Here is a 12409-nt window from a genome sequence, read left to right as displayed (position 1 = left end):
CTCAAGCCTCAAGCCTCAAAAGCTTGGGGCTTTTCTATTTGCCGCTTGCCTCTACCCTTTCTGCAGATTTCTAAACAGGAAAGACAAAGTTTTTGCCAGCGCTTCGGCGCCTTTGGGGTCGCGCAGAATGGTTAACCAGGGATCACCGCCAGTCGGGTTGATGAAAACGCAGACGAAGCCGTCAGGCGGACATTGATACTGGAGATAAGGATCCATACCGAAAACTGAAAGGCTGCGGTTGCGCACGGCGATATTGCCGTGCGCGTCGCGTCGCTCTTCGCGGATACGCAGCTCGCCGGGCGCACCCACGCTCAGGCGATAATCGAGATCCTGCGGATTGGCCTGACCGACTTGATAGGCCGCTTGCAGCCCATAGGATTCAAGCAGAGCGTTGCTGTGGGCAAGCAGGGCTTTTCGCTCATCCGAGGTAAGATAAAGCGCTTTGAGTTCGGCCAGATATTTGGCCGGTTCATCGGAGCCCAAGGTGTTCGATTCATCAGCTTGCAGCGGTAAGCTGGTAACTAGAAAAACCGAGATCAACAGTATCTTCGAAAGCCGACTTGTCAGTCCCTGCTGCATGATGCACCCTTGCCGTGATTAATATTATTTAGCCATTGTTTCGCCATCAAAATCGCCTAAGCTGCGGCTAGCGAAGCGATTCCCGCAGCATACTGGAAGCAAACCGCTCGATGAAAATACATACCGATGCCGCCAGCCGTTTGGCGACCGAGGTTGTGACGCAGTTGCCAGTGCCTTCAAGGCTCGGGATGCTGCGTTTCGAGCGCTTGAATGAGTCCAGCTGGGCATTGCTCTACTTGGACCCCGCCTGTGAAAAATACCTGGGCCAACCGGCTCATGAGCTCTGCTCGTTAATCGATTCGCCTTATGCCAGCTTGATGGAACCGCAGGTGCGCCTGCAGATGCACGACGTCATCCAGGCGCAACTGGCCACTCAGGGCCATTATTCTGTCCGTTATTGCCTCCACGCGATCGACGGCCCGCTGGATCTGCTGGAGATCGGAGAAACCTGTCAGCAGTATGGGCGAGAATTGGTCCGCGGCTACCTGGTCGTCGAGCCGTATTCGACTGGAACATCGGCGGCCCCGAAATTACCGGACTCGACGCTCAAGCCGTCAGCGGATTTTTATCAGCAAGCCCAGAACGTACATCTCGAACACCTGATTCGTTCACGCGCTCAGCAGAGCTTGATCGTGCGTCTAGCCAGGCACCGCTACAGTTCGGCCAACCCCCAACTTGAAGCAGCCAAGCTGATCACCCAGGCCGCCAGCGAAGCCTACGGAATCTCACGAGCCGCGATTTGGCACCTGAATGGCAACCAGCTGGAAGCCGTGGCCGCCTACCGGCGCGACAACGATAGCCATGAATACCCATCGGCACTGGACATATCGACCTGTCCCCGTTACATGGACGCGCTGCACAGCGGCCGCTCCATCGACGCGCCGAACGCTCTGGAAGATCCCCGCACCCAAGAGCTGGCCGATAGCTTCTTCAAGCCGCGCGGAATCACATCGATTCTGGATGCGACCATTCGTGTCGGCGGCGAAGTGATCGGCGTGCTCTGTCTGGAGCATTCCGGCTGCATACGCGCTTGGCATGCCGACGAGGTGGCATTCGTGGGCGAACTCGCCGACCAGTACGCGCAGGTGCTGGCCAACCAGCAACGACTCAGCGCCACTCATACGTTGCACCTGTTTCAGCGTGCGGTCGAACAGAGCGCGAGCGCCTTCATCTTGGTCGACAGGAACGGTGTCGTCGATTACGTCAATACGAGCTTCACTGCCATCACCCAATTTTCCGCCGACGAGGTGCGCGGGCGTCGCCTCACGGAATTGACGACGCTGGAGAATCTCAGCGACCTTCTTTTCGATACGTCATCCACCCTGGCGCAGAACAACAGCTGGCAGGGCGAGTTTCGTAGCCGGCGCAAGAACCTGGAGCCGTATTGGGGGCAACTATCAATATCCAAGGTGTTCGGCGAAAACGGCGAGCTGACGCATTACATCGGTATTTACGAAGATATTACGCATAGCAAGCTGGCGCAGCAGCATATCGAGCGCCTGGCCTATACCGACAACCTGACCAACCTCGGCAACCGCCCGTTCTTCATCCGCAGCATCGAAGAACGCTTCGCCCACAACAAGGATCCACAGCTGTGTCTGCTGTTGGTCGACATTGATAATTTCAAACGCATCAACGACAGCTTGGGTCACCAGACCGGTGATAAGTTGCTGGCCAGTCTCGCGCGACGCCTGCGTAACAGCTTGAACCGTGACAGCGTGCTGGCCCGCTTTGCCAGCAATGAGTTCGCCCTGCTGCTCGATGACATGGATCTCGAAGAGGGCCAGCGCTTGGCGAATCAGGTGCTGCGCATCCTCGACAAGCCGCTGTTCGTTGATAAACAACTGATCAGCGTGAGCGGATCCTTGGGTCTAGCCTGCGCACCACTGCACGGTGGCGACCCGGAAACGCTGATGAAGCACGCCGGCCAGGCGCTGCACAAAGCCAAGGCCAACGGCAAAAATCAGGTACAGGTATTTACCGAAGCGCTGCACGCCGAGGCCAACTACAAACTTTTCGTGGAGAACAACCTGCGCCGTGCGCTGGTGCAGAACGAACTCGAAGTGTTTTATCAGCCAAAGCTTTGCCTGCGCACTGGCCGACTGCAGGGATTAGAGGCTCTGCTGCGTTGGAATCATCCAGAAAAAGGCATGATCTGCCCGGACCAGTTCATCAGCGTTGCCGAAGAAACCGGGCTGATCATACCTATTGGCAAGTGGGTTGCACGCGAGGCCTGTCGGATGGGCATACAGCTTGCTGCACTCGGCATCGGCACACCGCAGATGGCGATAAACCTGTCACCCAAGCAATTTTCCGATCCGGATCTCGTCAGCTCGATCACCGCAATTCTTTTCGAAGAGCAGTTGCCACCAGGCTTCCTGGAATTGGAGCTAACCGAGAGCCTGCTGCTCGATGCCACCGAGGAGACGCGTCAACAGCTGATCGGCCTCAAGGCGCTCGGCGTGACGCTGGCGATGGACGACTTCGGTACCGGTTATTCCTCGCTGAGCTACCTGAAGAAATTTCCCATCGACGTGATCAAGATCGACCGGAGCTTCATCAAGGACATACCAGGCAACCAGGACGACATCGAAATCACATCGGCCGTGATCGCCATGGCCCGCAACCTCCGTCTGAAGGTGGTAGCAGAAGGCATCGAGACCACTGAGCAACTGACCTTTCTACGTCATCAGCGATGCGATATCGGCCAGGGCTATCTGTTTGACAGGCCCATCCCCAGCAACCTGCTGGTCAATTCGCTCCGGCGCTATCCGCGCTGGAGCTGATCCTTTCGTCAGCACACCACTCACGCAAAAGCGCTTTGGTTTTGCCCTCTTGGTAGCCTAGGCTTCCAGTAGCCCTTACGACTATCAGGCTCGAGGACCATCATGACCCTGCGCTCGCAAATTCTCGCTCATAAAAAGGCACTCCCCGACTCGGGACAAGCCCTGCCCGGCCGCGCCACAGCGGTATCTGTCCCGGCGACCCACTTCATCAATGGCAATCCTTTGCAACCGCCGTTCCCTGCTCATCTGCAGCAGGCGCTGTTCGCCATGGGCTGTTTCTGGGGCGCGGAGCGGCGTTTCTGGGAGCAGTCCGGCGTCTGGACCACCGCAGTGGGCTATTCCGGGGGCCACACGCCGAACCCCACCTACGAAGAAGTCTGCTCCGGCCTCACCGGACATACCGAAGCGGTACTGGTTGTGTTCGATCCTCAGGAAATATCTTACGGCGAACTGCTAAAGCTGTTCTGGGAAGCTCATAACCCGACCCAAGGGATGCGCCAGGGCAACGATATCGGTACTCAATACCGTTCGGCGATCTACTGCTTCGATGCTGCTCAGCTAGACCAAGCGCGGGCGAGCGAAGAGCGCTTTCAGGCGGAACTGGACAGACAAGGCTTCGGCAACATTACGACGGAAATCGCCGAGGCCCCGTCGTTCTATTATGCCGAGGCCTACCATCAGCAATACCTAGCGAAGAATCCCGGCGGTTATTGCGGGCTTGGTGGCACCGGCGTGTGTATGCCGGCCTGACCATTGATCATGGATTGTGCGCGAGCGACGCCAGCGTCAGGCAACGCCGGGCATGCGCCAGTCATTTGTTGGGGGAGATAAAAGAAAACCCCGCCGAAGCGGGGCCTTTGCAGACTGAATCCTGACATCCATGACCTGCGCCGTCCTGGCGTCGTTCCTCTACGCTTCCGTATTCTTGTGTGCGCATCCATACGCGGCGTCCATAACGCGAAAGACTACCGAGCGGTCGAACGAAGCTGTAGTAGCCATTTGCCCCACGGCCTGTAAGTAATTACTTACAACGATCCGATCCATGGTTCGTCTTGTAAGTGATTAACTACAAACGGTGCAGATCTATGACTGGCGTAGTGGCGCAGCGTTCCCATACATGGCTAATTAATTTCATTGTGCCTGCACGGATTAATTCGCTTAGAACTGCACAGCGTCGAGTAGGTACAGCGAATCACTACCCGCCCCGACCGACGCGCTCAGCGAGTGGATGCGTGGTAGCAACCGCGCGAAGTAGAAGCGTGCGGTCCCGAGCTTGCTGGCGTAGAAATTGTCTTCACCTGTCTTGCCCAGCGCAGCGGCCGCCATCCGTGCCCACATATAGGCGTAAGCCGTATAGCCGAACACGTGCAGATACTCCACCGAGGCGGCGCCGATTTCGTTGGGGTTGTCTTTCGCTTTATCGATGACGAAGGCGGTCAACGCGTCCAGGTTATCCAGTGCTGCTTTCAATGGCGTCACAAACTCGCCGAGCTCCGGAGCGGCCGATGCACAGAATGCTCGAATCTCTTCAGCGAAGATGTTGTAAAGCTCCCCTCCGCTACCGACAACCTTACGACCCAGCAGGTCCAGCGCCTGGATGCCATTGGTACCTTCGTATATCTGGGTGATCCGGCAGTCGCGGACCAACTGCTCCTGCCCCCACTCACGAATGAAGCCATGGCCGCCGAATACCTGTTGGCCGTGCACTGTGGTTTCCAGCCCCATATCGGTTAAGAACGCCTTGGCTACCGGCGTCAGCAAAGCCACCTGCGCCTCGGCGCGTTGACGGGCCTCGGCGTCATCGCTGAACTTGGCGATGTCCAGTTGCAGGGCGACGAAGCTGGAGAAGGCGCGGCCGCCTTCGTTCAGCGCTTTCATGGTCAGCAACATACGGCGCACGTCCGGATGGACGATGATTGGATCAGCCGCCTTGTCTTGCGCAACCGGGCCTGTCGGCGCACGGCTCTGGGTACGCTCGCGCGCATAGTCGATGGCGCTCTGGTAGGAGCGCTCACCCGTGGACAGGCCCTGAATACCTACGCCGAGGCGCTCGTAGTTCATCATGGTGAACATCGCCGCTAGGCCCTTGTTCGGCTCGCCGACCATCCAGCCAGTAGCGCCGTCAAAGTTCATCACGCAGGTGGCCGAGGCCTGAATGCCCATCTTGTGTTCGATGGAGCCGCAGCTCAGGCTGTTGCGCTCGCCCAGGCTACCAGCCTCATTGACCATCACCTTAGGTACCAGAAACAACGAGATGCCGCGCGAACCGGCCGGGGCATCGGGCAGTTTGGCCAGCACCAAATGGATGATGTTCTCGGTCAGGTCGTGCTCACCACCGGTGATGAAAATCTTCGTGCCACTGATCTTGTATGAGCCATCGGCCTGCGGCTCGGCCTTGGTGCGAATGATGCCGAGATCGGTCCCGGCATGCGGTTCGGTCAGGCACATGGAACCGGACCAAACCCCCGCATACATATTCGGCAAATACTTTTGCTTCAGTTCTTCGCTGGCGTGGGCATAGATGGACAGGCAGGCACCGGAGGTCAGCATGGGATAGAGGCCGAACGCCAGGCTGGCGGAGTTCATCATTTCTTCGACCTGCGCGGAAATCGCCTTAGGCATGCCCATGCCGCCGTAGGTTGGGTCACCACCAACGCCGACCCAGCCGCCTTCGGCGTACAGGCGATAGGCTTCAGGATAGCCGGCTGGCGTGCTGACCACGCCATCGGCCCAGCGACAGCCCTCTTCATCGCCACTACGGTTGAGCGGGGCGATGGTGTTGGCGGTAATCTTGCCCGCTTCTTCAAGGATGGCATCGGCGGTTTCTGCATCGACGACCTCGGCCAGCGCTGGCAACGTCTGCCAGAGCTTCGGCGCGTCGAAGACTTCATTCAGAACGAAACGCATGTCGCGCAGCGGTGCTTTGTAGTCAGCCATGGGAAGGACCTCGCAGAAACATGTCACCCGGCCGGTTGGCCGCAGCAGTTTAGCGAGTCTAACTGAACACCAATCGGCGCCCGAAGCGTCTTATTCTGACCGGGTGGTTCTGCTCTTCAGGCGCAAAACTATTGAATGTTCAAGCGGGTATCTGTGCTGATAACACCCTCACAACGAGATATTTTGAAAGTAAAAAGCCCGCGCGACAGACTGTGTGAAAACTACTGCGCTCGGTTAGGCCGCGTTAAAAACAGGCTCGGAATGCTCATTTACAACTCGTAAACTCCGCTTCCTCGCCTGCTTTTGCCTTGCCTAACCTTCGCTCGCTACGTTTTCACACGGTCTGGCAAAGCGGGTCCATTACACGAGTCGCGGTTAGAAAATGAACTGATCAGCCGCCAATTTCATCAAGCCTTCGCTGCCGGCTTCGATCGCAGCCTTATGCGCGGCGGTACGCGGTAGCAGTCTCGCGAAGTAGAATTCAGCCGTGATCAGCTTGGACTGATAGAAGGCCGCGTCGCGGTCGTTTGCATCCAGCTTGCCCTGAGCGACTACCGCCATACGCAGCCAGAAATAGCCGAGGATGAGATAACCGCAATACATCAGGTAATCCACCGACGCGGCACCGACTTCGTCCGGGTTCTTCATCGCGGCCATACCGATCCGCGTGCTGATCTCACCGAGATCGCGGTTGAGCCCAGCCAGTTTCCCAACATAGCCTTGCAGCTGCGGATGCTGGGCATTGGCTTCGCAGAACTTGTGCACCAGCTTGGTGAAGCCGAGCATCAGCTTGCCCTGGCTGCCCAGCACCTTGCGACCCAGCAGGTCCAAGGCCTGGATGCCGTTGGTGCCCTCGTAAATCGGCGCGATGCGACAGTCGCGTACCAGCTGCTCCATGCCCCACTCGCGGATGTAACCGTGGCCGCCGAATACCTGCATACCGAGGTTAGTCACTTCCAGTCCGGTGTCGGTCATGAACGCCTTGCAAATCGGCGTGAGAAACGCGAGCAGACTTTCAGCCTCCTTGCGCTTGTTTTCTTCCGGGCTGTGCAGCTGATCGAGCAATTGCGCGGTGAAATAGGCCAGCGCGCGGTTGCCCTCGTTGAACGCCTTCATAGTCAATAGCATGCGCCGCACGTCAGGGTGCACGATGATCGGATCGGCCGGCTTTTCCGGAAACTTCGCGCCAGTCAGAGCACGCATTTGCAAGCGCTCGTTGGCGTACTGGATCGCGCCCTGGAAGCTCGCCTCACCGTTGCACAGGCCCTGCATGCCGGTTCCCAGACGTGCATGGTTCATCATCGTGAACATGCAGTTCAGGCCCTTGTTCGGCTCGCCGATGAGAAAGCCGGTGGCGCCATCGAAATTGATCACGCAGGAGGCCGAAGCCTTGATGCCCATCTTGTGCTCGATGGAGCCACAAGCAACGCCGTTACGCTCACCCGCCTTGCCTGCGGCATCAGGCAAAAACTTTGGCACGATGAACAACGAGATACCCTTGGTGCCGGCTGGCGCGTCGGGCAGTTTGGCCAGCACCAGATGCACGATGTTCTCGCTCATGTCGTGCTCACCGGCGGAAATGAAAATCTTCGTGCCGTTGATCGAATAACTGCCGTCGCTGCGTGGCGCGGCGCGGGTCTTGATCAAGCCTAGGTCCGTGCCGCAGTGGGATTCGGTCAGGCACATGGTCCCGGTCCAGCGACCTTCGGTCATGCGAGGCAGATAGGTCTGCTTCTGTTCATCGGTGCCGTGGGCTCCGATCGCCGCCATCGCGCCGTGGGTCAGCCCCGGATACATGCCGAACGAGGTATTGGCCGACCCGATCATCTCACCGATGACCAGCCCCAATGAATGAGGCAGACCCTGACCTCCAAATCGCGGGTCCGAAGCCAGCCCCATCCAGCCGCCTTCGGCATATTGGGCAAAGGCTTCCTTGAAGCCCTTGGGTGTGGTCACCATGCCGTTATCGAAATGACAGCCCTCCTCGTCACCGCTGCGATTGAGCGGTGCGAGCACTTGCTCACAGAACTTGGCACCCTCCTCGAGGATGGCGCCGACCATGTCCGGCGTGGCGTCATCCGCCCCATTGGCGGCATAGCTGCCGTGGAAGTCGAACACTTCATCGATCAGAAAGCGCATGTCGCGCAGGGGAGCCTTGTAAGCGGGCATTTTGTTCTCCAGGAATGCGCGATGCGCTGTTATCGCCGGCACGCTACTGGTAGATCAGCCTGTTCAACAATCACATTGCGGGCGATGAATGCGCCGTCATAACCGCCTAGGCGTCGGTGGCCGACTGTTTCGCTGTGCGCACCGCGCCGCGGCGATTCTCACCATGGGCGCGGATGCAGTTACGTCCCGCCCCCTTGGCACTGTAGAGCGCCTGGTCCGCCGTTTTGATGACTTCGTCCGGGCTGCGCTGTGTCGCCAATCGTTCGGCAACACCGATGCTGATGGTCACCGAAACCGCTTCGGCGGCGCTGCCACCGCGACGCTGCCGCCCCTGTTCAGTCGTCTTCGACCGGCTGGCCTTGTCGCGCAGTTGCAACGGATAGCCTTCGACCGCTTGCCGTAGAGCCTCCAGATGCGGCAGACAGTGCTGCAGATCACGGCCAGGAAACACCAGCGCAAATTCCTCACCGCCGTAACGGTACGCACGCCCGCCGCCGCCGACCTTGCGCAGCCGGCTCGCCACCAGCCGCAGTACCTGATCACCTACATCATGACCGTGGGTATCGTTGAACGCTTTGAAGCGATCAACGTCCGCCATGGCGATGACATATTGCCGGCCCAGCCGCTGCAGGCGCTCGTTCAGCGCCCGGCGCCCAGGCAGGCCTGTCAGTTCGTCACGGAACGCCATCTGGTAAGCCTCCTGTGCGATGGCCAGTGCCAGTATCAACATCATCAGACTGCTCATGACGTTAAGCGCGCCCGGTTGATCGAATACGTGCGGCAGCATCAGCAACAATCCGGCCAAGGCGACGAACTGGGCCGCATGAACCGGCCTTGGTCGCTGCAGGTATTGCACCAGCAACCCCACCAGCGCCAGCAGAAACACCGGATAGGCCAGCTGAATCAGTTGTAGCCAGTCCGCCTGCAGCAACGGCCAACGAACTTCCACCAACCAGTCGAGCATCGTGTCAGGAAAACGCCTCGCCAAAGCCAGTGCAACCGCAGCAACGGCAAACAGCACAGCAATCCGTGCTAGGCCATCCTGCAGCAGGTGTGTCCGCTCCTGCCACAGCCCATAAAGGCCGTAGAGCGCTGGCAGCAGCAGACTGCAAAGGTGAAAGGTCAATGCGGCCCCAGGCAGCAGCGCGCCGCTGGTACGATAATGGTCCGCCTGGGTATCCAACAGGAAATAGACGATATAGACCACCAGCAGCAGGCAGGTCTCGCGAACCCGTCCATAGGCGATGCAAAACGCGCCGCCAAGCAACAGTAGGACAGTGGGCAGCACGTTGAATAATGACGTGAAGAACTCGTTGAGGCTCGGTTGCCGCGCAGTCACCAGCCCGCCGAGCAGCAATGCCAGCGGGGCGTAGAAATGACTCAAGCGCGCGACATCCAGACGAGGCACGAAGGCTCCGCGATTGATCGTGGAAAGCAGGCATTGTGCCTGTATTCGATCATGCAATCACCCAACCAGATAGCAACATCGGGTGCAGGCTGGGTTTACCGAAGATAAAAAAACCGCTGCCGGGGCAGCGGTTCCTTTTCGTTGCGGGGCCTCAGTAGGCCAATTCGAAGTGAGCCTCGTCCATATCCATCAGGTTGTCAGCACCAGACAGCATGGTTTCAACGTGGGTGCGGGTACGCGGCAGGATGCGTTGGAAGTAGAAGCGCGCCGTCTGCACTTTGGCGGTGTAGAAGCCATCGCTGTCTTCGCCAGCTGCGATCTTCTCGGACGCCAAACGCGCCATATCGGCCCAGAAGTAGGCCAGGCAGGCGTAGCCGCAGTACATCAGGTAGTCCACTGAGGCTGCACCGACCTCTTCGCGATTCTTCATGGCCGCCATGCCGACTTTCATGGTCAGGTCGCCCCACTCCTTGTTCAGCTTGGCCAGCGGTTCGACGAACTGCTTGACCGACTCGTTGCCTTCGTTGGCCTGGCAGAACTTGTGAATCACCTTGGTGAATCCCTTCAGCGCTTCGCCCTGCGACATCAGCACCTTACGGCCCAAGAGGTCGAGCGCCTGGATGCCAGTGGTACCTTCGTACAGGCAGGAGATACGACTGTCGCGAACGTTCTGCTCCATGCCCCACTCGGCGATGAAGCCGTGGCCACCATAGATTTGCACGCCGTGATTGGCAGACTCGAAACCCACTTCGGTCATGAACGCCTTGGCGATCGGCGTGAGGAAAGCGAGCATGGCGTCGGCGGCCTTGCGCTGCTCCTCGTCTGCGCTGCGCTGGACGATATCGACCTGCTTCGCGGCAAAGTAGAGCATTGCCCGGTTGCCTTCGGCGAACGCCTTCATGGTCAATAGCATGCGGCGCACGTCGGGGTGAACGATGATCGGGTCAGCAGCCTTCTCGGGCGCCTTCGGGCCGGTCAGCGAACGCATCTGCAGACGCTCACGAGCGTACTTGATGCCGCCTTGGAAGCCGATCTCGGCGTGGGCCAGGCCCTGCAGGGCAGTACCCAGACGCGCGGTGTTCATGAAGGTGAACATGCAGTTCAGGCCCTTGTTCGGCGGGCCGATCAGGAAGCCGGTGGCGCCGTCGAAGTTCATCACGCAAGTGGCGTTGCCGTGAATGCCCATCTTGTGCTCCAGCGAGCCGCAAGACACGCCATTGCGCTCGCCTACGCTGCCTTCAACGTTCGGCAGAAACTTCGGCACGATGAACAGCGAGATGCCCTTGGTGCCTTGCGGCGCATCGGGCAGGCGAGCCAGGACGATATGGACGATGTTGTCGGCCATGTCGTGTTCGCCAGCCGAAATGAAGATCTTGGTGCCGGATACCTTATAACTGCCATCGGCCTGAGGCTCGGCCTTGGTGCGCAGCATGCCCAGGTCGGTGCCGCAATGCGGCTCGGTGAGGCACATGGTGCCGGTCCATTCGCCGGAAACCAGCTTGGTCAGATAAGTCTGCTGCTGCTCGGCCGTGCCGTGCTCATGCAAGGTATTCATCGCGCCGTGGGACAGACCGGGATACATGCCCCAGGACCAGTTGGCTTCGCCGACCATCTCGCTGATGGCCATGCCCAGCGACTCGGGTAATCCCTGACCGCCGTGCTCGACATCATGGGCCAGGCTCGGCCAGCCGCCCTCGACGAACTGCTGGTAGGCCGCCTTGAAGCCGGTCGGCGTTTTGACGCCGTTTTCGCTCCAGGTACAACCTTCGACGTCACCCACGCGGTTGAGGGGGGCGATCACCTGTTCACAGAACTTGGCGCCCTCGTCGAGGATAGCGTTGACCATGTCCGGGGTGGCGTCTTCACAACCCGGAAGGTTTTGATAATGCGCTTCGTAGCCGAGCAATTCGTCGCGTACGAAGCGGATATCGCGCAAGGGGGCCTTGTATTCAGGCATAGCGTAAACCTCAACGGTAGGTTCTTTGATTCAGGCGACCGGTCGACCAGTCACGCTTGGTTTGGGTTGTGACCGCCTAGCAGCAGCTCGGCAGATCAAACAGGCGTTTGAAACATACGTTTAGGCCTGAACGATGTCAAGCAGGGACCATGACGCCATTCGTCGGCATCTGGATCAGCATAAGCAGTGTTTCGGAGCATGCGCGCACAGGCGCAAAGAACGCCGGCCAGAAAGACCGGCGGATGTCAGGCTTTGGTGTTGACCAGAGTGCCGAGCACTTCATCAGCGGTCTGCAACATGCGCACACCCGCATTGGCTGCGTGCTCGCCGACCTTCATTTGCACAAGCTGCTCGGTGAGCTCGACCGTATCGGCTAAGGCTTGGGAGTTGCCGACGGCCGGCAAGGTTTGTTCAGCGATTGCGGCGCCGGCCTGGTCGATACGCTGCTGCCCCGCTTGGTAGGCACCAAGGCCGGCAGAGAGGAGGCTGTGATTGATCTGCATGGTGCTGCTCCGCGCAATCAGGTAGCCATCATTGAAGCAGAGCCATCCTTCTGACGCCAGTTCCACATCG

Annotated in this window: 8 protein-coding genes; 2 read left to right on the top strand and 6 right to left on the bottom strand. The window is 59.0% G+C overall.

Features of this window, described 5'->3' with window-relative positions:
- Positions 1 to 51: 51 nt before the first annotated feature.
- Entirely contained in the window at positions 52 to 579 is a 528-nt protein-coding gene (locus AC2LD7_RS09655) for a hypothetical protein (protein WP_484597539.1), read from the bottom strand.
- Positions 580 to 689: 110 nt separating this feature from the next.
- On the opposite strand from AC2LD7_RS09655, the gene AC2LD7_RS09650 reads away from it, so the two are divergent.
- The gene (locus tag AC2LD7_RS09650) at positions 690 to 3365 is read left to right on the top strand and encodes a putative bifunctional diguanylate cyclase/phosphodiesterase (protein ID WP_484597538.1); all 2676 of its coding nucleotides are present in this window, start codon (positions 690 to 692) and stop codon (positions 3363 to 3365) included.
- 102 nt (positions 3366 to 3467) lie between these two features.
- The gene (gene msrA, locus AC2LD7_RS09645) at positions 3468 to 4115 is read left to right on the top strand and encodes a peptide-methionine (S)-S-oxide reductase MsrA (RefSeq protein WP_484597537.1); all 648 of its coding nucleotides are present in this window, start codon (positions 3468 to 3470) and stop codon (positions 4113 to 4115) included.
- A 408-nt stretch (positions 4116 to 4523) separates the two neighbouring features.
- Here the strand turns inward: msrA and AC2LD7_RS09640 are convergent, their stop codons facing one another.
- The 5 genes from AC2LD7_RS09640 to AC2LD7_RS09620 all read right to left on the bottom strand — a co-directional run bounded on the left by AC2LD7_RS09640 (position 4524) and on the right by AC2LD7_RS09620 (position 12339).
- Positions 4524 to 6302: an acyl-CoA dehydrogenase C-terminal domain-containing protein gene (locus AC2LD7_RS09640; RefSeq protein WP_484597536.1), complete on the bottom strand. Its 1779-nt coding sequence runs from the start codon at positions 6300 to 6302 to the stop codon at positions 4524 to 4526.
- Positions 6303 to 6677: 375 nt separating this feature from the next.
- A complete protein-coding gene (locus tag AC2LD7_RS09635) occupies positions 6678 to 8471 on the bottom strand; it encodes an acyl-CoA dehydrogenase C-terminal domain-containing protein (protein WP_484597535.1) in 1794 nt (597 codons plus the stop codon).
- Between the two features lie 106 nt (positions 8472 to 8577).
- A complete protein-coding gene (locus tag AC2LD7_RS09630) occupies positions 8578 to 9879 on the bottom strand; it encodes a GGDEF domain-containing protein (RefSeq protein ID WP_484597534.1) in 1302 nt (433 codons plus the stop codon).
- A gap of 151 nt (positions 9880 to 10030) precedes the next feature.
- A complete protein-coding gene (locus tag AC2LD7_RS09625; protein ID WP_484597533.1) occupies positions 10031 to 11836 on the bottom strand; it encodes a phenylacyl-CoA dehydrogenase in 1806 nt (601 codons plus the stop codon).
- Between the two features lie 245 nt (positions 11837 to 12081).
- Positions 12082 to 12339, bottom strand: coding sequence for a hypothetical protein (locus AC2LD7_RS09620; RefSeq protein WP_484597532.1), 258 nt, complete (start codon positions 12337 to 12339; stop codon positions 12082 to 12084).
- Positions 12340 to 12409 lie beyond the last annotated feature (70 nt).

The organism is Stutzerimonas sp. (assembly GCF_982611455.1).
Note: the sequence above shows the minus strand (reverse complement) of the source record. Positions and strands in the feature narration are given on the sequence as shown.

What these genes read in the sequence shown, in the direction of transcription:
- AC2LD7_RS09640 (WP_484597536.1), bottom strand. Translation starts at nt 6,302, where the DNA reads ATGGCTGACTACAAAGCACCGCTGCGCGACATGCGTTTCGTTCTGAAT.
- AC2LD7_RS09635 (WP_484597535.1), bottom strand. Translation starts at nt 8,471, where the DNA reads ATGCCCGCTTACAAGGCTCCCCTGCGCGACATGCGCTTTCTGATCGAT.
- AC2LD7_RS09625 (WP_484597533.1), bottom strand. Translation starts at nt 11,836, where the DNA reads ATGCCTGAATACAAGGCCCCCTTGCGCGATATCCGCTTCGTACGCGAC.
- msrA (WP_484597537.1), top strand. Translation starts at nt 3,468, where the DNA reads ATGACCCTGCGCTCGCAAATTCTCGCTCATAAAAAGGCACTCCCCGAC.
- AC2LD7_RS09650 (WP_484597538.1), top strand. Translation starts at nt 690, where the DNA reads ATGAAAATACATACCGATGCCGCCAGCCGTTTGGCGACCGAGGTTGTG.
- AC2LD7_RS09655 (WP_484597539.1), bottom strand. Translation starts at nt 579, where the DNA reads ATGCAGCAGGGACTGACAAGTCGGCTTTCGAAGATACTGTTGATCTCG.
- AC2LD7_RS09620 (WP_484597532.1), bottom strand. Translation starts at nt 12,339, where the DNA reads ATGCAGATCAATCACAGCCTCCTCTCTGCCGGCCTTGGTGCCTACCAA.